Genomic DNA, 22,756 nt, shown 5'->3' with positions numbered 1-22,756 from the left:
CGGCGGCCGGCCGTCAGGCGTCGACGGCCTGGTAGACGGTGGTCCAGAAGTCGTGGATCAGGTGCGCCGCGTTCGGGGCGGACATCCCGACCTGGGTGAGCAGGACGCCGGTGAGCCCGTACTCCGGATCGGCGTACGTCGAGGTGCCGGAGCCGCCGTCCCAGCCGAACTGCCCGACCGGCGCGTAGTCGCCGCGGTAGGTGCGCACCGCCATCCCGAAGCCCCAGCCGCCGTGCTGGCCCTGCCCGTGGGACAGGTGGACGGCGTCCCGGGCCAGTGCCTCGCGGGCGGCCGTCTGCCCGGGGGTGAGGCGGTTGGTGGTCATCAGCCGGACGGCCGGGCGGGAGAGGACCCGCTCGCCGCCGTGGGTGCCGCCGTTCAGCAGCATCCGGAAGTAGGCGTGGTAGTCGTCGACGGTGGAGACCAGGCCGCCGCCCCCGCCCGCGAACGCCGGGGGACGGCTCCAGCGGCCGTCCGCCGCCTCGTCCCACACGTGGAACTCGCCGGTCCGCGGGTCGGGGGCGTAGAGGGCCGGCAGCCGCCCGATCTTCCCGGCGGGCACGTGGAAGCCGGTGTCCACCATGCCGAGCGGGCCGAGGACGCGCTCGCGCAGGAAGTCCTCGAAGGACCGCCCCGTGACCCGGGCGACGAGCACCCCGAGCAGGTCGTTGCCGATGTGGTACTGCCAGCGCTCGCCGGGCTGGTGCATCAGCGGGAGGGTGCCGAGGCGGCGCATCCACTCGTCCGGCCCGGGCATCGGCTGCGGGAGGTCGGGCGTCAGGCCGTTCTCGACGATCGCGCCCGTGATCGGGGTGCCCAGCGCGGTGATGTCCATACCGAGTCCGAAGGTGGAGGTCAGGACGTCGCGGACGGTGATCGGCCGGCGGGCCGGCACGGTGTCGTCGAGCGGGCCGTCGATCCGCCTGAGCACCTGCCGGTCCGCGAGTTCCGGCAGCCACCGGTCGACGGTGTCGTCCAGCCGGAGCCGGCACTCGTCCAGCAGGACGACGGTCGCCGCCGCCGTGACCGGCTTGGAGGTCGAGGCCATCCGGAAGATCGTGTCCCGGGCCACCGGCGCGCCGCCCCCGTGGCGCATGGTGCCGATCGCCTCGACGTGGGTCTCGTCGCCCCGGCCGAGGAGGGCGACCACGCCGGGGACGCCGCCGGACTCGACGTGCCGGGTCAGGACCTCGCGCACCTTGCGCAGACCGTCCCCGGTGAAGCCGTCGGTGTTCTTGCCCATGATGGGTCTCCCCCCGCTCGTTTTCGTTCGGCAACTTCCGAACATGGACGAAGCTACATTGCGTTCAATGATCGGTCAACGTTCGAGGAGAGCCCTGAAAGCCTTGCAGTGCAAGCCTTCTGAGTCATTATTGCAATGGGAGTGAAGCTGAATGCAACGGTCACCTCCGGGGCACCTTTGCAATGAGGTCGAGGTGAATGCATACTGCGCAGCGGGATCCGCAGACGGCGGCCGACGGGAGACGAGGACCGATGCCGGGAGGCAGGCTCACCGGTGAGGACCGCCGGAACATCGCCGAGGGGCTGACCGAGGGACTGGGGTACGCCGAGATCGGGCGCCGCCTGGGGCGGCCCGCCTCGACGATCATGCGGGAGGTGGCCCGCAACGGCGGCCCCGGGGACTACGGGGCCGCCCGGGCGGACGAGGCCACCCAGGACCGCGCGCGCCGGCGCCGGCAGCCCCGCCCGGCGGAACACCCGGCACCCGACGGCGGGTACGGCCGGGACCCCCGGGCGGTGCAGGACTTCACGGACTCCTTCATCGCGCTGCTCGCCCGGTCGGGGCTGCCCCGGATGGAGGCCCGGGTGCTGGGCAGCCTGTACGTCTCCGAGACCGGCGCGCTCACCGCCGCCGACCTGGTGCGGCGGCTGCGGGTCAGCCCGGCGTCGGTCTCGAACGCCGTGGCCTTCCTGGAGCAGCACGGGCTGCTGAGGAGGGAACGGGAGCCGGGGGAACGGCGGGAGCGCTACGTCGCGGACGACGACATCTGGCTGCGGTCCCTGCTGGGCGCCGCACAGATGAACGGGCTGCTGGCGGACATGGCCCGCCGGGGCGCCGAGGTGCTGGGGCCGGACACACCGGCCGGCGCGCGGTTCGACTCGTCGGCCGAGCTGTTCGTGCTGCTCAGCGAGTCCATGCGGGAGCTGATGGAGACGTGCCGGCGACACCTGGCCGGGCGGAGGGCGGAGCAGGCGGCACCACCGCGACGGACGGCGCCGCCCGAACAGGCGGAGCGGCCGGACCGGGCGGAGTGACCCGGGCCCGGGGAGCGGGCGACCGGACCGGCCGGCCGCCCGATCCCCGCGGGCTCAGCGGGGGGTGATCTCGCCCATCTCGCCCCAGCCGTCCATGCCGGGGATGTCGATCGACACGATCCGGGGCTTGGCGGCCACCGCGTACGACAGGTCGTCCATGGCCTTGACGAAGTGCGCGGACTCCACGTGCGCCTTGCCGGCGTCGCCGTCGCGGAAGGCCTCCACGAGGACGAACTCGTTGGGGTCCTCCACGCTGCGGGACCACTCGAAGAAGAGGTTGCCGGGCTCGTCGCGGGTGGCCCGGGTGAACTCGTCGACGACGGTGAGCCAGTCGTCGGCGCGCTCGGGGCGGACGGCGAACTTGACCGTGATGAAGATCATCGGACTTCCTTTCGTTCCGTCTGCGCGCGCGACGGGCGGGCGCGCACGACGGTGCGGCTACGGATGGACTCGTCCGCAATCGTCCCAGGTCAGGTGGAATGTCCGTGCCACCGGGTGGCTGCGGCACCCGGACGGCGGGGGTCGCTCACCGGACGGCGGGACGCTCCCCTCCCCCGCCTCGGAGCAGCGCCGCCAGCTCCGTCCGCGAGGCGATCCCCAGCTTCGGATACGCCTTGTAGAGGTGGTGCCCGACCGTCCTCGGGCTCAGGAACAGCTGCGCCGCGATGTCCCGGTTGGTCAGCCCCTGCGCGGCGAGCCGGGCGATCTGCAGCTCCTGCGGGGTGAGCCCCGTGAGCACGCCCGCCCGGACGGCCGGGGCCGCGGTGCCGGTGGCGGTCAGTTCCGCCCGGGCCCGGTCCGCCCACGGCGCGGCGCCCAGCCGTTCGAAGGTCTCCAGCGCCGCGGCCAGGTGCGGCCGGGCGTCCGTCCGCCGCCGCTCGCGCCGCAGCCACTCGCCGTACAGCAGCGCCGTCCGCGCCTGCTCGAACGGGCGGTGGGTGCCCTCGTGGAGCGCCAGCGCCGCCCGGTACACCGGTTCCGCCGACCCGTCCGGGCCCAGCAGCGCCCGGCAGCGCAGGCTCACCGCCTGTGCCCACGGCGTGGCCGCCGTGTCCGCCCACCGCGCGAACCGCTCGAAGGGCCCGGCCGCCCGCTCCGGAGCCCCCAGCCGGACGGCCGCCTCGACGAGGTCGGGCACCGCCCGGGTGGCGCCGACGTGGTGCCGGTACGGCCCCGTGGTGAGCCGCTGCAGCCGGTCGGCGGCGGCCGCCGCCCTGCCCCGGCCGAGGTCCAGCAGGGCGAGCCCCCACTGCGCCCACGGCTCCCCGGCGGCCGGGGCGGCCGAGCCGGGCGCCAGCGCCTCGGCGGCCAGCCCGGTGCAGCGCGCGTCCGCGCCGCCGAGCGCGGCGACGCAGCTCAGCAGCGCGGCGAGCTGGCTGGTCCACTGGCGCTGGCCGGTGTCCCGGGCGAGGGCCAGTCCCTCCGCCGCCGTCACCTCGGCGTCGCGGTGCCGCCCGTGGAACAGCTCGGCCTCGGCCAGGAAGAACTGGAGCGTGGGCAGCACCCCGACCGTCCCCTTGGCCCGCGCCTCGGCGACCAGCTCCGCCGCCAGCTCCAGCGTCTCGTGGTCCCGCCCGAGGACGAGCGCCGCGCCGCACAGCTGCACCAGGTCGACGGGGCTGTCGGCACCCGCCCTCCGCGCCGCACCGGCCGTCTCGCGGACGTCGGGCACGGCGCCGGCCGGCCGCCCGAGCGCGGGCAGGACGACCGCCGGCAGGTGCCGGGCCAGCGGGGCGAGCGGTTCGTCCTCGCCCAGGGGGAGGGCGGCCAGCCGGTCGAGCACGGTGACCACCGGCTCCTCGCCCGCGTACCAGGCGGCGTGGAAGGCGAGCAGCAGCATCCGCACGGCGTACGCGGGTTCGATGTCGGTGGCGGCGGCGTCCAGCAGCAGCCGGTAGGCGGCCGGGTAGCCGCCCCGCCAGAACTGGGCGACCGCCCGGACCTGGTCGAGCACGGCGTGCACCAGGACGCTGTCGGTGCGGGCCCCGGCCCGCTCGGCGAGCGCCTCGGCCTGCACCAGCCGGCCCTCCTCGGTGGCGGCCTCGGCGGCGAGGACGAGCCGGCGGGTGGCTCCGTCGCGGTCCGGGGTGAGGCCGGCGGCGCGCTCGTACGCGGCGGCCGCGCCGCCGTGGGCACCGCGCGCCTCGGCCCGCCGGGCGGTCCGTTCCAGTGCGTCGGCGAGGCCCGCGTCGGGCGCGGTGGCGGCGAGGGCGAGGTGCCAGGTGCGCCGGTCGCCGTCCTCCAGGGCCTCGCCGATCGCCCGGTGGACGGCCAGCCGCTGCTGAAGCGGCGCCCGCTGCAGGACTGCGGCGCGCAGCAGCGGGTGCCGGAAGGCGATCCTGCGGTCGGCGCCGACGCCGACCAGGGCGGACCGTTCGGCGGGGGCCAGCGCCCCGGCGTCCGCCCCGAGGGCCGCGGCGGCGGCGAGGACGACGTCGAGTTCGCCGCTCTCCTCGGCGGCGGCGACCAGCAGCAGGGTCTGGGTGGCGGGCGGCAGCCCGGTGACCTGACCGTGGAAGGCGATCTGCAGCCGGCTGCCGATTTCCAGCACACTCGACCCGAACTCCCCCGTGGACACCGGGAGTTCGACGAGCGCCAGCGGATTGCCGGCGGCCTCGGCGAGCAGGCGGCGGCGCGCCGGTCCGGCCGGTGCCCCGCCCGCGCGGCCGTCCAGCAGGCGCGCGGCGTCCTCGTCGGAGAGCCCGGCCGGGCGCAGCTCGGGGAGGCCGGCGAGCGGCAGCGCGTCCGCCCCCGCGTCCCGGGCGGCGAGCAGCAGGGCGACTCCCTCCGCCCGCAATCGGCGGGCCGCGATCAGCAGCGCGTCCAGCGAGGCGCCGTCCAGCCACTGCACGTCGTCGACGACGCACAGCAGCGGCCGGTCGACGGCGAGTTCGGCCAGCAGGCCGAGGGTGGCGAGCCCGGTGAGCAGCCGGTCGGCGGGCCCGCCGGCGGCCGTCCCGCCGAGGCCGAACACACCCTCCAGCGAACGCCGCTGCGGCCCGGGCAGCGCGTCCAGCCGGTCCCGTCCGGACGCCAGCAGCAGGCTCAGCCCCGCGAAGGGCAGCTCCGCCTCGTACTCGACGCCGGCCGCCCGGACCACCCGGAAGGCGTCCCCCGCCGCGGCCACCGCGTACTCCAGCAGAGCCGTCTTGCCGATCCCCGGCTCGCCGCGCAGCACCAGTGCCCCGCTGCGGCCCTCCCGCGCCGAGCCGAGCAGTGCCTCGACGGCCGCCTGCTCCCGTTCCCGTCCGTACAGCACCCCGCGCCCCTTCCCCCGGTGCCCCGACCCTACTGGCGCCGGTGCACGTACCCCCTGCCCATCCGTGACCGATTCGCCCGCCGCCCGCCGCCCGTACCTTTTCGACCAGCGGGAACGGACCGCCGACCACCGCACGGGACAAGGGAGAAGACGATGACCACCAGCCTGCCGACCGACCTCCGCGAGCTCGCCGCCCGTTACCTCGCCGCCTGGAACGAGACCGACCCGGCCGCCCGCCGCAGGCTGGTCGACGAGGTGTGGGCGGAGGACGGCCGCTACACCGACCCGCTGGCCGACGTCACCGGCCGCGAGGCCGTCGCCGCGCTGCTCGGCGAGGCCCAGGCGCAGTTCCCGGGGCTGGTGTTCACCCTCGGGCCGGTGGACGCCCACCACGGCATCGCACGTTTCACGTGGAACCTCGGCCCGGCCGGCGAGGAGCCGCTGGTCATCGGCTTCGACGTGCTGGTCACCGACGCCCAGGGCCGGATCGCCTCGGTGTACGGCTTCCTCGACCGCGTCCCGGGCGCCTGAGCCGGCGGTGCCGGCGACGGCCGCGGCACCGCCGACGGACCAGGGCGGGCGCCCCACCGCCCTCCCCGGTCCACCACGGTCCACGCCCCGCCGCGCGCGGCGGGGCGCCCGGGGCGCGCCGATCGGACCCCGGACCGCGGCGCCGGCGGGCCCGGGCCGGCCGCTGCGGCGCAGGCGGCCCGGGGGAACGGCCCGGTGCGGCCCGGCCGCACCGGGCGGAAGGGCGGAAGGGGGGAGCACGGCGGCGCTCCCCCCTTCCGTTTCCCCTCTTCCGTTCCGTTTCCTCCCCCCGATCGGGTTGGATGGGTGGATGAGCGAGGAGAAGAGCGCCGTACCGGCGTGGGAGCAGCGGTTCAGGGCGGCACGGGTCTCCCTGCCGGACTGGGCCGAGGACGCCCCCGACCGGGCGCTGTACGTGTCCAACGCCAGCGGCACCTACGAGGTCTACGCCTGGGACCGCGCCGCCGACACCCACCGGCGGGCCACCGACCGTCCGAACGGCACCACCGACGCCGAGCTGTCCCCCGACGGCGCGTGGATCTGGTGGTTCGACGACAACGACGGCGACGAGCTCGGCGTCTGGCGCCGCCAGCCCTTCGCGGGCCGCCCCGGGGGCGGGGAGGGTCCCGACGAGGAGGCCGTTCCCGGCCTCGCCCCGTCCTACGAGGCGGGCCTCGCGCTGGGCCGCGACGGCACCGTGGTGGTCGGCCGCTCCACCGACGGCGAGGGCACCACCCTGCACCTGCGCCGCCCCGGCGCCGCGGAGGCCGTCGAGATCTACCGGCACGCCGAGTACGGCGGCGTCGGCGACCTCAGCCACGACGCCACCCTGCTGGCCATCGACCACACCGAGCACGGCGACGCCATGCACGGCGCGATCCGGGTCGTGCGCCTCCCCGGAACCACGGACGGGGCCGCCGACGGGACCGCCGCCGTGGTCACCGTCGCCGAACTGGACGAGGTCACCGGCCACGACGAGCCGCGCGGGGTCTCCTGCCTGGGCTTCGCACCGGTCGACGGCGACACCCGGCTGCTGGTCGCCCACCAGCGCACCGGCCGCTGGGAGCCGATGATCTGGGACGTCGCGACCGGTGCCGAGACCGCGCTCGCGCTCCGCGACGAGCAGGGCCGCGAGCTGCCCGGCGACCTCTCCGCCCAGTGGCGGCCGGACGCCCGCACGCTGCTGATCGAGCACGAGTACGAGGCACGCAGCGAGCTGTTCTCGTACTCCCTGGACGACGCCGTGCTGACCCGTCTGGACACCCCGCGCGGCACCGTCGGCGGCGCCACCCCGCGGCCGGACGGCACCGTGGAGTTCCTCTGGTCCTCCGCCGCCGAGCCGTCCGCGGTGCGCTCCACCGCGGGCACCGTGGTGCTGCGCGCGCCCGGCGTCGTCCCGCCCGGCTCGGTGCCGGTGGAGGACGTGTGGGTGGAGGGGCCCGGCGGGCGGGTGCACGCACTGGTCCAGCGGCCGGCCGGGGCGGGCGGGGGTCCGCTCCCCACCGTGTTCGAGATCCACGGCGGCCCGACCCACCACGACAGCGACTCCTTCGCCGCCGGACCGGCCGCCTGGCTGGACCACGGCTTCGCGGTGGTCCGGGTCAACTACCGCGGCTCCACCGGCTACGGCCGGGCCTGGACGGACGCCCTGCGCGAGCGGGTCGGGCTGATCGAGCTGGAGGACATCGCCGCCGTGCGCGCGTGGGCGGTGGAGAGCGGGCTGGCCGACCCGGAGCGGCTGGTGCTGTCCGGCGGCTCCTGGGGCGGCTACCTCACGCTGCTCGGGCTGGGCGCGCAGCCCGAGCTGTGGAGCCTCGGCGTCGCCGCCGTGCCGGTCGCGGACTACCTGACGGCGTACGACGACGAGATGGAGGCGCTGAAGGCGATCGACCGCACGCTCTTCGGCGGCACGCCGGAGGAGGTGCCCGAGCGCTGGACGGCGTCCTCGCCGCTGACGTACGTCGATCAGGTGCGGGTGCCGGTGTACATCAGCGCCGGGGTGAACGACCCGCGCTGCCCGATCCGGCAGATCGACAACTACGTCGAGCGGCTGGAGCGGCTCGGCAAGCCGCACGAGGTGTACCGGTACGACGCCGGGCACGGGTCGCTGGTCGTCGACGAGCGGATCAAGCAGCTGCGGCTGGAGATCGACTTCGTCCGTCGGCACCTCGGCGGGGCGGGCGTCGGCGACAATCGGGCCGACACGGGGAAGTAGGAGCAGCGAGGAACGGGGGGAACGGGTGCGACGCCTGTTGACGATCGTGGGGACGGGGGTGGCCGGGGTGCTGCTGCTCACCGGCTGCTCGGGTCAGGACGACGACGGCGACGGCGGCAGCTGGGCCGGGGGCGGAGGGAGTGCGGCCTGTCCGCCGGCCTCCGCCTCGCCGTCCTCCCCGCCGTCGTCGTCCTTCCCGACGACCGCGCCGAGCGGTGTCCCGAGCACGGTGAAGGCCGCTTTCCGCACCGCGCCGGGCGGGGTGCGGAACGCGTCGGGAGCCGTCGGGGAGGACGGGGACGACGGGGACGGCGGCGTGGTGGTGCTCGCCAAGTCGGGTTCGGGCGGCTCGAAGGGGTCGAGCGGCTCGAAGGGCTCCAGCGGGTCCAAAAGCTCCAAGAGCGGCCGCAAGCCGCAGCACCACGCCGACAAGTACAACTCGGACGACGACAACAGCGGCAGCAGCAGCGGCAACAACAACAGCCGGTGCGGCCCGCCGCCGACCGCCTCGCCGTCCGGCAGCCCGACGGCCCCGCTCCCCGGCGCGCCGACACCGTCCGCGCCCGCGGCGACCGTCCCGCCCGCACCGGCCGTCCCGTCCAGACCCGTGGTGCCGCCGGCGAAGCCGACGCGCTGACCCGCGCCCGGGCCGGCGCGCGCCGTCAGTCCAGGACCGGGTCGAGTCCGAGGGCTCGGTCCTGCTCGGCCTCCGCCTCGCGGCGCACCAGGCGGAACCACATGAAGACCACGAAGCCGCCGAAGACGAACCACTCCAGCGTGTAGCCGAGGTTCTGGAAGGCGCGCAGCGAGAGGCCGTCGCCGCCCTGCGGCTGCACGGTCGGCACCGGGGTGAGCCCCTCGGCGGCGGTGTCCACGGACACCCAGCCGTCGTACCAGTCCTCCAGCTCCAGCTTGTTGAGGAGCGCGGCGCGGTTGATGGTGCCCAGCCGGCCGTCCGGCAGACCACCGGCCACGGCGCCGCCCCGGCCGCTGGTCTCGCCGGCCTGCAGACGGCCGGTGACGGTCACCTCGCCGTCCGGCACGGCCGCGGTGGACCTGCCCGCCGGCGGCTCGCCGGCCGCCCAGCCGCGGACCACCGCGACGGCCCGGCCGTCGGCGGTGCGCAGCGGGGTCAGCACGTAGTAGCCCTGCCGGCCGTCCAGGACGCGGTTGGGGACGAGCAGTTGGTGGTCCGGCTCGAAGGTGCCGGTGACCGTCACGGCGCGGCCGAGGGTCTCGGTGGTGACCTGCGGCCGGTCGGCGCCGAGCAGGTCGCCGATCGGCCGGGGCGTGCCGCCGTCGGTCGCCGCCCGGCTGATCTCCTGGTGCGAGGAGACCTTGTCCTCGAACCGGCCGAGCTGCCAGGAACCGAGCCAGACGCAGACCGCCACGGCCGCCACGGCCAGCGCGGTGCCGCTCAGCCAGCGCGGGGTGAGGAGAAACCGGTACACACCCCCACGGTAACCACTCCTCACACCCCGCCCGTCCCCAGGTCCCCCGCAGCGCCCCGGCTGCGCCGCCGTCCGGACGCGCCGGGACCGCCCGCGCGGCCCTCGTCCCGGGCCGCCCGGGGGGCCGGCGCGTCCCGGCAGCGGTGACCGGCCCCGGGTGCCTCCTTTACGGGGCGCCCCGGGCGGCCCGCACGGCGACCGCCCCCGACCGGTGACCGCCCCCGTCAGCCCGCCGAGGGCGAGGTGCCGGGAGCCGGGGCCGTGGTGCCGCCCGGCAGGAGCCGGGGCGCCGTCCGGTAGACCGTGCCCGCGCAGGCGCCGGACAGGACGGTGCTCGCCGTGGCCGGGTTGCCCGGCGCCGGGGTGTACGCCAGCGTGACGCTCGCCGAGGGCCTGCTCGGCCCGGTCGTCGGGGTGGCCGACGGGCTGGGCACCGCGGTGGGCGCGGCCGTCGTCGTGGTCGGCCGCGGCGTGCCGGTCGGCTCCCCGGTGGAGCCGGCCATCGGGACGGCCCCGGTCCCGCCGGCGCTGCCGCCGCCCGCCGTTCCCGGCCCGCCCGTCTGGGGCCCGGTCGCCGTGCCGCCGCCGGGGCCGGCCGGGCCGACGGCCGAGCCCCCGTTGGAGGCCGGACCGGTCCCGGTGCCGCCGGCCTCGCCGCCCGCCGTACCGCCGCCGCCGGAGCCGGGCACCGAGCCCGTTCCGGTCCCCGGCCCGCCGGCGGTGCCGCCGCCCGCCGTGCCGCCACCGCTGCCGCCCGTGGTGCCGCCGCCGGACGTGCCCGGCTGACCGGTGCCGACGGACGCGCTGGGCGAGGCCGTCCCGCCGGGGACGGCGCAGCCCGCCGCGTCCGGGATCCAGGCGAAGTCCACCCGGTACCCGGTCCGGGGGGCGAGGACCAGGGGCTCGCCCGTCGCGTCGGTCCCCTTCGCCGGGTCGGCCGAGGGGTCGGGGGCGGGCAGGCCCGTCGCCGGGCCGCTCACGGTGTGGAAGGCGATCCGGATCCGGCTGCTCTCGGTCCCCGTGACGCCCGTGACGGTGACCGAACCGGGCCCGCCCAGCTCGCAGCTGCGCGCGGAGACGTTGGTCACGGTGAAGGAGCCGTAGATCCGCCCGTCGGCGTCCGGGGCGCCGAGCTTCGCGGTGCCCTGCCCGAGGTCGGCGCGCGTGCAGAGCGTCAGTCCGCCCCAGCCGCCGCCCCCACCGGTGGTCGCGGCGGTGCTCGGGGGAACGGTGCCCGGCGCCGGCCGGGTGGTGCTCGCGCCGGGGCTCGGCGAGCTGCCGGTGGTGCCGGACGGACTGCCCGCGACGGTCGGCGTCCCGGTGCCGGTGGCCGGCGGCCGGTCGGTCGCCCCCGGGCCCTCCCCGGGCAGGGTGCCGGCCACGGTCGCGGAGGCGCTGCCGCTCGCGGTGCCGGGCGAGCCGGGACCGCCGGACAGGCCCAGGTGCTCACCGGTGTGCAGGGCCGGCAGCAGGAAGGAGGCGGCGGCGGCCACCGCGGCGGCCCCCGTCCACGCTCCCCGCCGGGCGGCCCGCCGGCGCGGCACGGCCCGCCGGATGTGCTGCAGGCTGCCGGGCACCGGCTGGACCTCGGCCACGGCCCGCTGCATCAGCTCCCGGACCAGCCGCTCCTCGTGCTCGGCCGGATCCTCCCGGTCGAGCTGCCCGCCGCCGCCGGACGGGACGCCCCCGCCCAGTGGTCCGCCGCCGGACGGAACGCGTCCTCCCGGTGCGGCACCGCCGCCCGGCGAAGCGGTCCCGCCGTCGCCCGTGCGCTCGTCCTCAGCCATGCCCGGCCTCCATCTGGACCCGCAGCGCGGCTAGCCCTCGCGAGCCGTACGCCTTCACCGAACCGAGCGAGATCCCCAGCGTCTCCGCCACCTGCGCCTCCGTCATGTCCACGAAGTAGCGCAGCACCAGGACCTCCCGCTGACGGCGCTGCAGACCGCGCAGCGCGACCTTCAACTGGTCGCGCTCCAGCGCATCGTAGGCGCCTTCCTCTGCACTGGCCATGTCAGGCATCGGCTTCTGCAGCAACCGCAGCCCGAGGATCCTGCGGCGCAGGGTCGAGCGGGAGAGGTTGACCACGGTCTGCCGCAGGTACGCCAGGGTCTTCTCCGGTTCGCGCACCCGCCGGCGGGCCGCGTGCACCCGGATGAAGGCCTCCTGGACCACGTCCTCACAGCTCGACAGGTCGTCGAGGAGCAACGCGGCCAGCCGCAGCAAGGAGCGGTAATGGGCCTGGTAGGTCTCGGTGAGCAGGTCCTCACTGGTACCGGCAGCGGTACCGGCGGTACCGGCGCCGGGATCCGCGGCACCGGGTGCGACTGCCGTCATCTGGCTATCTTCCGGCCTATCCGAAGGCCACTGGACACGCGACGGGAACGTCACCGCGACTGCCGCCGAGATGCCCGTTCCTGCCCCCACCATCACGTTCGCCACGCACGTTGGACACTCGATCCCCTGTCATGGTTGCCCGGCCCGGCGGATATTCTCCCGCATGGGCCGAAGACCCCTCCAGGGGATTCGGCGAGGATTCCTCAAGCGGTCGGCGAACAAACCGCGCAGACCCGGGGAACGGCGCCCGTCGGCGGTGCGTCCGGCCGGGCGCGGACGGCCCTGCACCGACCCCCGGCCGGTTCCTGACCAGCTCTCGACCAGCTCTCGACCAGCTCCTGGGCGGCCCTCGGGAGGCCTTCGGGAGGCCTTCGGCTAACCCGCCGCCGGCCCGCCGGTCGCCGACTCGGCAGCCACCAGCTCGGCGATCCGCAGCGCGTTCAGCGCGGCCCCACGGCGCAGGTTGTCCCCGCAGAGGAAGAGGTCCAGCGCGTTCGGGTCGTCCAGCGCCCTCCGCAGCCGGCCCGCCCACACCGGGTCCGTCCCCACCGCGTCGTTCGGCGTGGGGAACTCGCCCGCCGCCGGATCGTCGTACAGCAGTACCCCGGGCGCCTCGGCGAGGATCTCCCGGGCGTGCTCCTGGGTGACCTCGCGCTCGAACACGGCGTGCACGGCGAGCGCGTGGGTGCGCACCACCGGGATCCGCACACAGGTGGCGGAGACCCTGAGCCCGGGCAAACCGAGGATCTTGCGGGACTCGTCGCGCACCGTGCGCTCCTCGGACGACCAGCCGCCGTCCGTCAGGACGCCGGCCCAGGGGACCGCGTTGAGCGCGAGCGGGGCGGCGAACGGGCCGTTGTCGTCGATCACCGCGCGCAGGTCGCCGGTCTGCTCGCCGACCTCGGTGCCGGCCACCTGGGCGAGCTGCGTGCGCAGCGTCCGGGCGCCGTCCCGGCCCAGTCCGGAGGCGGCCTGGTAGGAGGCGACCACCAGCGACTCCAGCCCGTACTCGGCGTGCAGCGCGCCGATCGCCGCGAGCATGGTCAGCGTGGTGGAGTCGGGGCTCGCGACGATGCCGCGCGGGCGCAGCCGGACGGCCGCCGCGTTGACCTCGGGCACCACCAGCGGCACCGCGTCGTCCAGCCGGAAGACGCCGGAGCCGTCGACCACCACGACGCCCTTGGCGGCCGCGATCGGCGCCCAGCGGGCGGCGATCTCACCGGGGACCTCGAAGAGCGCGACGTCGATCCCGTCGAAGGCCTCCTCGCCGAGCGGGAGCACCTCGACGGTCTCCCCGCGCACGACCGCCTTGCGGCCGGCCGAGCGCGGGGAGGCGACGAGACGGATCTCGCCCCAGATGTCCTGGCGGAGGGAGAGCAGGCCGAGGAGCACCTCGCCGACCGCGCCGGTGGCGCCGACGACGGCGAGGTTCGGCCGCCGGGTCATCGCCCGGTGCCCCCGTAGACGACGGCCTCGTCCGTCTCGCTGTCCAGACCGAAGGCGCTGTGCACGGCCTGGACGGCCGCGCTGACGTCCTCGGCGCGGGTGACCACCGAGATGCGGATCTCCGAGGTGGAGATCAGCTCGATGTTGACGCCCGCCGCGGAGAGCGCCTCGAAGAAGGCCGCGGTGACTCCCGGGTTGGAGCGCATGCCCGCGCCGACCAGCGAGATCTTGCCGATCGCGTCGTCGTAGCGGAGCGACTCGTAGCCGATGCCCTCCCGGACCCGGTCGAGCGCGTCGATGGCCTTCTGGCCCTCGGTCTTCGGCAGGGTGAAGGAGATGTCGGTCAGACCGGTCGACGCCGCCGAGACGTTCTGCACGACCATGTCGATGTTGATCTCGGCGTCGGCGATGGCACGGAAGATGCGCGCCGCCTCGCCGGGCTTGTCGGGCACGCCGACGACCGTGACCTTCGCCTCGGACGTGTCGTGGGCGACTCCGGAGATGATGGCCTGCTCCATCTCGCCCCCTTCGGGCTTGTGCGGGTTGTCGTTGCTGACGATCGTCCCGGGGAGGCCCGAGAAGGACGAGCGTACGTGAATCGGGATGTTGTAGCGGCGCGCGTACTCGACGCACCGGTCGAGCAGCACCTTGGAACCGGACGAGGCCAGCTCCAGCATGTCCTCGTAGGCGATCCAGTCGATCTTGCGGGCCTTCTTCACCACGCGCGGGTCGGCGGTGAACACGCCGTCCACGTCGGTGTAGATCTCGCAGACCTCCGCCTTGAGGGCGGCGGCGAGGGCGACGGCGGTGGTGTCCGAACCGCCGCGGCCGAGCGTGGTGATGTCCTTGCTCGACTGCGAGACGCCCTGGAAGCCGGCCACGATCGCGATGTTGCCCTCGTCGAGGGCGGTGCGGATGCGGCCCGGCGTCACGTCGATGATGCGCGCCTTGTTGTGGACGGAGTCGGTGATCACACCGGCCTGGCTGCCTGTGAACGACTGCGCCTCGTGGCCCAGGGATTTGATCGCCATGGCCAGCAGCGCCATGGAGATGCGCTCTCCAGCGGTCAGCAGCATGTCGAACTCGCGGCCGGCGGGCAGCGGTGACACCTGCTCCGCGAGTTCGATGAGCTCGTCCGTCGTGTCGCCCATCGCGGACACCACGACGACGACCTCATGGCCGGCCTTCTTGGCGTCAACGATTCGACGGGCCACGCGCTTGATGCCCTCGGCATCCGCAACGGATGAGCCGCCGTACTTCTGCACGACAAGGCCCACGTGCGCTCCTCGGCTTGTGTCGTCTTCGGGGGCGATCGGCCCCCGCACCCCCGGGTGGCGGGGGTTTGCGGTCCGCGCCAGTCTACCGAGCGGGGGTGCGCCGACCGCCGCTTTCCATATGATGAGACACACGTTTCGGCAGGTGAGCGGGGGTGCGGGAGTCCGCCACCGGCAGGTCTGCGGGCGGGCCGCCGTCGTTCCGAAGAATCGGCGGGCGGACGGACGGACGCCCCGGGGTTTTCCCTCCGCGGGGCCCGGGTGAGTCTTCCGTCACAGTTCCGCGGTCCGCGCCCGGAGCCCGCCCCTCCGCGGGGGCTCAGCGCCCCAGACCGAGCTCCGCCGCCATCAGGTCACCGGCCTGCTGCTCCAGCTGCTCGTCGGTGAGCCCGTCGTTGTCGGTGTCGGCACCGTCCGGCGCCGCCCCGATCGGGCTGTCCAGCCGGACGTGCGCGATCAGCGACTGCAGCGCCCGGAGCACGGCGGTGCAGGTCGTGCCCCAGTTCGACAGGTACGAGAACTGCCACCACCAGAGCGCCTCGCTGACCCGCCCCTCGCGGTAGTGGGTGAGCCCGTGCTGCAGCTCGCCGACCACCCCGGCCAGGTCGTCCGAGATCCGGAAGGCGCTCGGCTTCTCCGGCAGCCCGTACGGGTCGAAGACCTCGTGGTAGACGTCGATCGGCGCGAGCAGGTCGGCCAGCCGCTCGCGCAGCTGCTCGCCGTCCGGCTCCGGTCCGGCGTCGGGCTCGAAGCGGTCCTCGGGCACGACGTCCTCGATGGCGCCCAGCCGGCCGCCCGCCAGCAGGAGCTGCGAGACCTCCAGCAGGAGGAGCGAGACGGCGCTGCCGGGCTCGTCGCCCTTGGCGACCTCGGTCACCGAGAGCACGAAGCTCTCCACCGAGTCCGCGATCTGCACCGCGAAGTCGTCCGGCTCCGAGCCGTGCGCGTGCGTGTGCGGGGTGTGCGGGGCGTCGGCCGCCGGTGCGGCGTGCCGGGCCTCCTCCGGCCCGGCCTGGTGGGGCGCGTGGGGCTGCTGGTTGATCGTCCGGTCAGACATCGAGCAGTCGTCTCCCTTCGAAGGCGCGACCGAGCGTGACCTCGTCCGCGTACTCCAGATCCCCGCCGACGGGCAGGCCGCTCGCCAGGCGGGTCACCTTCAGGCCCATCGGCTTGCAGAGCCGGGCCAGGTAGGTGGCGGTCGCCTCCCCCTCCAGATTGGGGTCGGTGGCCAGGATCAGCTCGGTGACCGTGCCGTCCGCGAGCCGCGCCAGCAGCTCCCGGATCCGCAGGTCGTCCGGGCCGACACCCTCGATCGGGCTGATCGCGCCGCCCAGCACGTGGTAGCGGCCGCGGAACTCCCGGGTGCGCTCGATGGCGACGACGTCCTTGGGCTCCTCGACCACGCAGATGACGGCGAGGTCGCGGCGCGGGTCGAGACAGACCCGGCACTGCTCGGCCTCCGCGACGTTGCCGCAGACGGCGCAGAACCGGACCTTGTCCTTGACCTCCAGCAGCGCGTGCGCCAGCCGGCGGACGTCGACGGGGTCGGCCTGCAGGACGTGGAAGGCGATCCGCTGCGCGCTCTTGGGCCCGACGCCGGGCAGCCTGCCCAGTTCGTCGATCAGGTCCTGAACCACGCCCTCGTACAACGTCGCGCCTTCCCTCGGGTTGGACCGGTGGCACCCGCGCGGGGTGCTCCGGTGCCATCATCCAACGAATCGGACGCCGGGCACACCGCCCGACGCCCGACCCCCGCATAAATCACACAGGTCCGTTGTCTGAACTTCAGACCATCATCGCCCCCGGAGCCCGGACCCGGAACCCGGAGGACCCGGGCAGGCGGGCCGGGTGTGCGGGCCCGGGTATGCAGGCCGGGTGTGCGGGCCCGGCACCGGGGGCCCGGTGCCGCCGCCCGCCCGGCCTCAGAAGGGCAGGCCGGGGATCCCGCCGCCGCCGAGCCCCTGAGTCAGCGGGCCCATCCGCTCGGCCTGCATCTTCTGCGCGGCCTGGTTGGCGTCCCGGACCGCGGCCAGCACCAGGTCGGCCAGCGTCTCGGTGTCCTCCGGGTCCACGGCCGCCGGGGCGATGGTCAGTGCCACCAGCTCACCGGAGCCGGTCACCGTCACCTCGACCAGGCCGCCGCCCGCCGTACCGGTCACCTTCGCCTCGGCCAGCTCCTGCTGGGCCTGGGCGAGATCCTGCTGCATCTTCTGCGCCTGCTTGAGCAGCGCCTGCATGTTGGGCTGGCCACCACCGGGAAACACGGCTCACTCCTTGCGTTCGGTCTGCGCGCTTGGTCCGCGCTGTCGGTCACCGTGCCCGGACGTCCTGAGACGTCCCGAACACGTCCTCCTGGTACGTCCACGACGAGCGTACGTGCCGCTCAGTTCCCGCCGTGCCGGATCTCCTCCAGCACCGTGGCACCCAGCTCGCGGATGATCAGCTCCTGTCCGGAGAAGGCGTCCTCGTTGAGATCGGGGTCGTCCTCCTCCGGAATGTCGTCCTCCGGCGCCACCGCGCGAACCTGCGGCGCCGGAGGCCTCGGGGCCGCCGGGGGCGGGACCTGGACGGGCGGGGCGACCGGCGCGGACGGCGCCGGCTGCGGCGCGGCGACCGGCCCGGGCGCCGGCGCGGACACCTGCGCGGGCGCCGGAGCGGCAGGCTGCACCGGGGGCGCGGACGCCGCCGGACGCGCCGGCTGGGCACCCCACCCGCCCCCGCCGGCGGCCGGGCCGCCGAAGCCGCCGCCACCACCGGAGCCGCCGCCGGACGGGCCGAAACCACCCGTGGAACCGCCGCCGGACGGGCCGACGGAGCCCCCGGACGGATCCACGATGCACTCGATCCGCCAGTCCACGCCGAGCGCGTCCGCCAGCGCCGAGCGGAGCACGTCGTCGCTGTTGCTGCTGACGAAGCTGTCGCGGGCACCCGCGTTGATGAACGAGACCTGGAGCACACTGCCGTCGAACCCGGCCACCTGGCCGTTCTGGCTGAGCAGGATCCAGGTGAACCGCCGCCGGTTCTTCACCGCCTCCAGGATCTGCGGCCACAGCTGCCGCACCTGACCGGCGCCCTGCTGCGCCGCCGCCGACGGCTGCCCGCCGGGCGCCGGAGCCGCGGGCACGGGTGCCGGAGCCGGAGCCGCCACGGGGGCGGGCGCGGGCGGCTGCGCCGCCGGGGCCGCCTCCCCGGCCGGCGGGAAGCTCCGCTTGATCGGCCAGGCCCCGGGCGCCGGGCCGGCCGCCTGCGCGGGGGCGGGCTGCTGCTGGACGGGGGCGGGCGCCGACTGCACCGGAGCCACCGACTGCGGCACGGGCTGCGGCGCCTCCGGCATCACCGCCGCCGGGGCGACCGGCACCCCGACGGGCACACCGACCGGGCCGCCGACCGCACCGACCCCGCCGGCCATGCCGCCGACCGCCGTCAGGCCGCCCGCCGCGGCCCGCCGCTCCAGCTTGTCCAGCCGCGCCTGGAGGGACAGCTCGTCGCTGTACGCCCCCGGAAGCATCACCCGGGCGCAGATCAGCTCCAGCTGGAGCCTGGGCGCGGCGTTGCCGCGCATCTCCGTCAGCCCGGTGTTGACCAGGTCCGCGGCCCGGCTCAGCTCGGCCGCCCCGAAGGCGTCCGCCTGCGCCTGCATCACCGCGACCCGGTCCGCCGGGGCGTCGATCAGGCCCTTCTCCCCCGCGTCCGGCACCGTCGCGAGGATCACCAGGTCGCGCAGCCGCTCCAGCAGGTCCGTCACGAACCGGCGCGGATCGTGCCCGCCCTCCACCACCCGGTCGATCACCTGGAAGACCGTCGCCCCGTCGTGAGCGGCGAACGCGTCCACCACCTCGTCCAGCAGCGCCGAGTCCGTGTACCCGAGCAGCGCCGTCGCCATCTGGTACGTCACGCCGCCCTCGGTGGCGCCCGCCAGCAGCTGGTCCATCACCGACATCGAGTCACGCACCGACCCGGCCCCCGCGCGCACCACCAGCGGGAACACGGAGTCCTCGACCTGGATCCCCTCCCGGCCGCACACCTCCGTCAGGTAGTCGCGCAGCGTGCCGGGCGGCACCAGCCGGAACGGGTAGTGGTGGGTCCGGGACCGGATCGTCCCGATGACCTTCTCCGGCTCCGTGGTCGCGAAGATGAACTTGAGGTGCTCCGGCGGCTCCTCCACCACCTTCAGCAGCGCGTTGAAGCCGGCCGAGGTCACCATGTGCGCCTCGTCCAGGATGAAGATCTTGTACCGGCTGTGCACCGGCGCGAAGAACGCCCGCTCGCGCAGCTCGCGCGCGTCGTCCACACCACCGTGGGAGGCCGCGTCGATCTCGATCACGTCGATCGACCCGGGCCCGCCCGTGGCGAGGTCCCGGCAGGACTGGCACTCCCCGCACGGCGTGGGCGTCGGCCCCTGCTCACAGTTCAGACAGCGGGCCAGGATGCGCGCGCTCGTCGTCTTGCCGCAGCCGCGCGGGCCGCTGAACAGGTAGGCGTGGTTGACCCTGTTGTTGCGCAGGGCCTGCTGGAGCGGAGCGGTCACGTGCTCCTGCCCGATGACCTCCGCGAAGGTCTCGGGGCGGTAGCGGCGGTACAGGGCTAGGGACACACCCCCGACGATATCGGGACGGACCGACAAACGCGTCGCCCCTCGGCCCCGCCCTCCCCCCGGGAACGCAAAGACCCCCCGTGCACCCGCCAGAGCCCTCCTACCCTTGCTGCCTTCCGGCCCTGGGGGGGTTCAGAGAGATAACGCCACACGAGGGGCTGACCCCCACAGTACCGGATCCCGGCCCCACCCCTCCACCACCACCCCCTCCCCCGCATCCGCAGGCCACCCCTTCCCCTCACCTGCGAGATACGTGGTCGCGACCACCCCTGAACATGTACTAAGCTCTCCCTCGGAGGATTCGCCTAGAGGCCTAGGGCGCACGCTTGGAAAGCGTGTTGGGGGCAACCCCTCACGAGTTCGAATCTCGTATCCTCCGCCGACAGAAGGCCCGGACCGTGTCACACGGTCCGGGCCTTCGTCGTTCCGTGGGCCCGGCTCCGGTGTTCAGGGGTGGGGACGCGGGGGTTCCGGGGGGTCGGGGGTGCTGGTCGGGCGGGGGTGGGGGTCAGAAGCCCGGGGGGCGGTGGAAGCCGCCGATGACGTTCGCGAGGTGCTGGACGAAGCGGACGGCGGTGCGGTCGTGGAGGTAGGGCGCGATGACCTGGATGCCGACGGGCAGGCCGTCGCGGGTCGTGCCGACGGGGGCCACCGCCGCGGGGAGGTGGTTGAGCGACGACGGTGCCATCCAGGTGAGCATCTCGCGGTACGGGCGGTCGGCGCCGTCGACGCGGAGGGTCCGGACGGACCAGCCGGGGTCGGGCCGGTGGTCGTGCGGGAAGGCCGCCGTAGGGCTGACCGGGCAGAGGAGGACGTCGACGTCGCGGAAGAACCCGGCCCAGCGGCGGCGGGAGTGCTGCCGGCGTTCGTCGAGGTCGTGCCAGTCGCGGAAGCTGAGCGTCAGGTCGGACGCGAACCCGCCGGCGGCACCCTCCGCCGCGGCGGCCTCCACGAGTCCGGCGTACGACTCGTCCGGTTCGACCAGCCCGCTCTGGGCCATCAGCAGCGGCTGGTAGAGGGCCATCGTCTCTTCGAGCCCGACCGGCCCCTCGCCCTCGACCACGACCGCGCCCTCGGCCCGCACCGCCTCCAGCGCGGCCCGCAGGATCGCGGCCGGTTCGCCGTCGACGGGGCAGAACGGGTCGTCGAGCCAGGCCGCGACCCGGAAGCCCCGCAGGGTGCCCGGCCTGGCGGGCGGCAGTTCCAGCCGCCACCCCGGGGCGCGGTCGTGGTCCGCGCCCGCGAGGACGTCCAGGCCCAGGTCGAGGTCGTCGGCGTGCCGGCCGAGGGGGCCGAGCACCGCCATGTCGAAGTCCGCCAGCGTCCCGGGGGCGTGGCCCGAGACGCTCCCGTACCTCGGCACGATCCCGAAGGAGGGGCGCAGCCCGTAGACGCCGCAGAAGTGGGCGGGCACCCTGATCGAGCCCGCCGTGTCGCCGCCGAGCTCCAGGCCGGTCAGCCCCGCGGCGAGTGCCGCGGCGGACCCGCCGGACGAACCGCCCGGTCCGCGGGTCGGGTCCCACGGGTTGTTGGTGGTCCCGTAGACCTCGTTGTGGGTCTGCCAGTCGCGGGCGTCGGGCGGCATGTTGGTCTTGCCGAAGACGACCGCACCCGCGTTCCTCAGCCGGGCGACCGCCTCGGCGTCGACCGTCGAGACGTGGTGTCCCCAGCGGTTCGACCCGCCGGTGGTCCGCATGCCGGCGACCTCAAGACTGTCCTTGATCGTCACGGGGACGCCGTGCAGCGGGCCGAGCGGTTCGCCGCGGGAGACCGCGCGGTCGGCGGCCAGCGCCGCGGCCCTCGCGCCCTCCTCGTCCCGGGCGACGACGGCGTTCACCTTCGGATCGAGCCGCTCCACGCGGGCGAGGTAGTGGTCGAGCAGTTCGACGCTCGACACCTCCTTCGCCGCGACGGCGGCGGCGAGCTGACCTGCGGAGCGGAATGCAAGATCGGTCATGCAGTTCTCCAGGGGAGGTCAGACCCGCGTCGGCCGCATCACTGCCGGTCGACGCAGAATCCCAGTTCAGGGCGGGTCTGAGCCGACCCTAGCGGACCCGGGGGGCCGCAGCGGCGTGTGGCCTTCGTCACGTCCGGCGGTGCGGTTCTCGTGGCACGGAAGCCGGCGGGAGAGGGAGAGGGAGAGGGAGGGAGGGAGGGAGCGCGCGGGGTCTAGCGGTGGGCGCCGGCGCACGACGACGTGGGTGTCATGGATCCGACCCGGTCGAACGGGATGTGCTGCACCTGCCGGGACAGCGCGGACCTGACGGTCAACCGGCCCACCGACAGCAGCACTTCCCCGCAGAGGGGCTCCCCCGACGACACCACGACGACGAAGAGTTGTCCGGGCGGCGCGGCGGGGGCGGTGGCGGTGTGGCGCGGTGCCCACCAGGAAGCAAGGGTGGCGGCGACCACCAGCGGCAGGCTGATCAGCAGGGCCACCCTGGCCACCCGGAGGTCGGCGGTGACGCGAGCGGCCGCGGCGGCCTTGTAGCGGCCGAGCGACCCGTACTTGGCGCGGACCGCGTCGCGGTCCACCTGTTCGGTGCCTCCGGCGGCGGCAGCGCGTACGGCCCGCCAGAGACCGTACAGAGCACCGGCGAAGCCCGTGGCCAGCGCGGCGGTGAGAGCGGCGCGCCAGACGGTGGTCAGATCCGCGGTGCTCGACGGGCCTTTGAGGATCAGTCCGCCGGCGATGACCGTCACCAGGACCCCCAGCCCGGTCCGCCACTCCTCGGCACTGCTGCGCGCCCGGTCGAGCGACTGCTCGCTGTACTCCCGCCAGGCCTCGTCCTCGGCCAGTTCCCGCGGGGTCGGGGCGGCACTCGGACGCCGGTACCGGGGCGGGGGCAGGGGCGGGGGCGGCACAGGGTCCGGCGCCGTGGGCGGAACCGGGGGCAGCGGCGGGAACGGGGGCGGAGGCGGAATCGGACCCGGACCCGGACCCGGGCGCGGGCGCGGGCGCGGGCGCGGGGCCGGGGAGGCCGGATTCGAGGTCATCCCTCCTCACCCCGGAAGATCTCAAGGGTGAACCCGATGCCGCATCCCCGGGTGACGCCCTCCGGACGCCGGGGATGCGGCAGGACGCAGTCGCAGACCACGTTGACCCGCGCGTACGGATCCGGCCCCCCGCCACCCTCGGCGCCCAGCACTCCCGACTCCCCGGAGGCCGAGAGCTGCTCGTCCCACTGGATGTCGCCGGAACAGCGGGGGCACGCTCCGTGCACGACGGCACGGCTGACGCCGTCGGCCCTGCGGACACTCCCGAAGAGCGTCGGGTTCGCCCCGTTGCACATGTCGAACGCCTTGTCCGTCCACTCGTACGCGAGCGGGTCGGAGGTCTCGTACGGGAGCTCCTGGTGGCTGCCGACTGTCATC

General features: G+C 75.2%; 19 protein-coding genes, 1 tRNA gene and 1 other RNA gene. 5 read left to right on the top strand and 16 right to left on the bottom strand.

Annotated features, from left to right (window positions below; translation table 11 throughout):
• Positions 1-13 precede the first annotated feature (13 nt).
• Positions 14-1,243: a serine hydrolase domain-containing protein gene (locus ACFCX4_RS01970; RefSeq protein WP_376138077.1), complete on the bottom strand. Its 1,230-nt coding sequence runs from the start codon at positions 1,241-1,243 to the stop codon at positions 14-16.
• 251 nt (positions 1,244-1,494) lie between these two features.
• On the opposite strand from ACFCX4_RS01970, the gene ACFCX4_RS01965 reads away from it, so the two are divergent.
• On the top strand, positions 1,495-2,277 hold the full coding sequence (locus ACFCX4_RS01965; protein WP_376138075.1) for a MarR family transcriptional regulator: 783 nt from the start codon (positions 1,495-1,497) through the stop codon (positions 2,275-2,277).
• Between the two features lie 54 nt (positions 2,278-2,331).
• Here the strand turns inward: ACFCX4_RS01965 and ACFCX4_RS01960 are convergent, their stop codons facing one another.
• Complete coding sequence (locus tag ACFCX4_RS01960) at positions 2,332-2,658, bottom strand: putative quinol monooxygenase (protein WP_376138073.1); 327 nt, start codon at positions 2,656-2,658, stop codon at positions 2,332-2,334.
• A gap of 145 nt (positions 2,659-2,803) precedes the next feature.
• Positions 2,804-5,536 (bottom strand): AAA family ATPase, encoded by a 2,733-nt coding sequence (locus ACFCX4_RS01955; RefSeq protein WP_376138071.1) that lies wholly within the window; start codon positions 5,534-5,536, stop codon positions 2,804-2,806.
• Positions 5,537-5,689: 153 nt separating this feature from the next.
• On the opposite strand from ACFCX4_RS01955, the gene ACFCX4_RS01950 reads away from it, so the two are divergent.
• From ACFCX4_RS01950 to ACFCX4_RS01940, 3 genes are all read left to right on the top strand, one after another.
• The gene (locus tag ACFCX4_RS01950) at positions 5,690-6,067 is read left to right on the top strand and encodes a nuclear transport factor 2 family protein (RefSeq protein WP_376138069.1); all 378 of its coding nucleotides are present in this window, start codon (positions 5,690-5,692) and stop codon (positions 6,065-6,067) included.
• A 310-nt stretch (positions 6,068-6,377) separates the two neighbouring features.
• The gene (locus tag ACFCX4_RS01945; RefSeq protein WP_376138067.1) at positions 6,378-8,282 is read left to right on the top strand and encodes a prolyl oligopeptidase family serine peptidase; all 1,905 of its coding nucleotides are present in this window, start codon (positions 6,378-6,380) and stop codon (positions 8,280-8,282) included.
• A gap of 25 nt (positions 8,283-8,307) precedes the next feature.
• The gene (locus tag ACFCX4_RS01940; RefSeq protein WP_376138065.1) at positions 8,308-8,919 is read left to right on the top strand and encodes a hypothetical protein; all 612 of its coding nucleotides are present in this window, start codon (positions 8,308-8,310) and stop codon (positions 8,917-8,919) included.
• 25 nt (positions 8,920-8,944) lie between these two features.
• Here ACFCX4_RS01940 and ACFCX4_RS01935 read toward each other — a convergent pair whose 3' ends face one another.
• From ACFCX4_RS01935 to ffs, 10 genes are all read right to left on the bottom strand, one after another.
• A complete protein-coding gene (locus ACFCX4_RS01935; RefSeq protein ID WP_376138063.1) occupies positions 8,945-9,733 on the bottom strand; it encodes an SURF1 family protein in 789 nt (262 codons plus the stop codon).
• A gap of 224 nt (positions 9,734-9,957) precedes the next feature.
• Complete coding sequence (locus ACFCX4_RS01930) at positions 9,958-11,520, bottom strand: hypothetical protein (RefSeq protein ID WP_376138061.1); 1,563 nt, start codon at positions 11,518-11,520, stop codon at positions 9,958-9,960.
• Complete coding sequence (locus ACFCX4_RS01925; RefSeq protein ID WP_376138060.1) at positions 11,513-12,067, bottom strand: SigE family RNA polymerase sigma factor; 555 nt, start codon at positions 12,065-12,067, stop codon at positions 11,513-11,515. Before ACFCX4_RS01925 ends, ACFCX4_RS01930 begins: the two co-directional genes overlap by 8 nt.
• A gap of 375 nt (positions 12,068-12,442) precedes the next feature.
• Positions 12,443-13,513, bottom strand: a complete 1,071-nt coding sequence (locus tag ACFCX4_RS01920) for an aspartate-semialdehyde dehydrogenase (protein WP_376138058.1) — start codon at positions 13,511-13,513, stop codon at positions 12,443-12,445.
• A complete protein-coding gene (locus ACFCX4_RS01915) occupies positions 13,510-14,790 on the bottom strand; it encodes an aspartate kinase (protein WP_376138057.1) in 1,281 nt (426 codons plus the stop codon). The genes ACFCX4_RS01920 and ACFCX4_RS01915 overlap by 4 nt, the downstream gene beginning before the upstream one ends.
• A gap of 316 nt (positions 14,791-15,106) precedes the next feature.
• Positions 15,107-15,844 carry a DUF5063 domain-containing protein gene (locus ACFCX4_RS01910; protein WP_376138055.1) on the bottom strand — a complete coding sequence of 246 codons (738 nt, stop codon included), beginning with the start codon at positions 15,842-15,844 and terminating at the stop codon, positions 15,107-15,109.
• Entirely contained in the window at positions 15,837-16,436 is a 600-nt protein-coding gene (gene recR / locus ACFCX4_RS01905; protein WP_030392621.1) for a recombination mediator RecR, read from the bottom strand. Before recR ends, ACFCX4_RS01910 begins: the two co-directional genes overlap by 8 nt.
• A 273-nt stretch (positions 16,437-16,709) precedes the next feature.
• Positions 16,710-17,051 (bottom strand): YbaB/EbfC family nucleoid-associated protein, encoded by a 342-nt coding sequence (locus tag ACFCX4_RS01900; RefSeq protein WP_376138053.1) that lies wholly within the window; start codon positions 17,049-17,051, stop codon positions 16,710-16,712.
• Positions 17,052-17,170: 119 nt separating this feature from the next.
• Positions 17,171-19,381, bottom strand: coding sequence for a DNA polymerase III subunit gamma and tau (locus tag ACFCX4_RS01895; protein ID WP_376138051.1), 2,211 nt, complete (start codon positions 19,379-19,381; stop codon positions 17,171-17,173).
• 69 nt (positions 19,382-19,450) lie between these two features.
• Positions 19,451-19,541, bottom strand: an RNA gene (ffs, locus tag ACFCX4_RS01890) — signal recognition particle sRNA small type.
• Between the two features lie 134 nt (positions 19,542-19,675).
• Here ffs and ACFCX4_RS01885 point away from each other — a divergent pair.
• Positions 19,676-19,760, top strand: a tRNA-Ser gene (locus ACFCX4_RS01885).
• A gap of 129 nt (positions 19,761-19,889) precedes the next feature.
• Here the strand turns inward: ACFCX4_RS01885 and ACFCX4_RS01880 are convergent.
• From ACFCX4_RS01880 to ACFCX4_RS01870, 3 genes are all read right to left on the bottom strand, one after another.
• Positions 19,890-21,338 carry an amidase gene (locus tag ACFCX4_RS01880; RefSeq protein ID WP_376138049.1) on the bottom strand — a complete coding sequence of 483 codons (1,449 nt, stop codon included), beginning with the start codon at positions 21,336-21,338 and terminating at the stop codon, positions 19,890-19,892.
• Between the two features lie 212 nt (positions 21,339-21,550).
• Positions 21,551-22,246: a hypothetical protein gene (locus tag ACFCX4_RS01875; RefSeq protein ID WP_376138047.1), complete on the bottom strand. Its 696-nt coding sequence runs from the start codon at positions 22,244-22,246 to the stop codon at positions 21,551-21,553.
• Positions 22,247-22,374: 128 nt separating this feature from the next.
• Positions 22,375-22,755, bottom strand: a complete 381-nt coding sequence (locus ACFCX4_RS01870; protein ID WP_376138045.1) for a hypothetical protein — start codon at positions 22,753-22,755, stop codon at positions 22,375-22,377.
• Position 22,756 lies beyond the last annotated feature (1 nt).

The organism is Kitasatospora sp. NPDC056327, from assembly GCF_042261735.1.
Taxonomy (GTDB): domain Bacteria; phylum Actinomycetota; class Actinomycetes; order Streptomycetales; family Streptomycetaceae; genus Kitasatospora.
The sequence above is the reverse complement of the archived record's forward strand: the minus strand, read 5'-3'. Positions and strand labels throughout refer to the sequence as shown.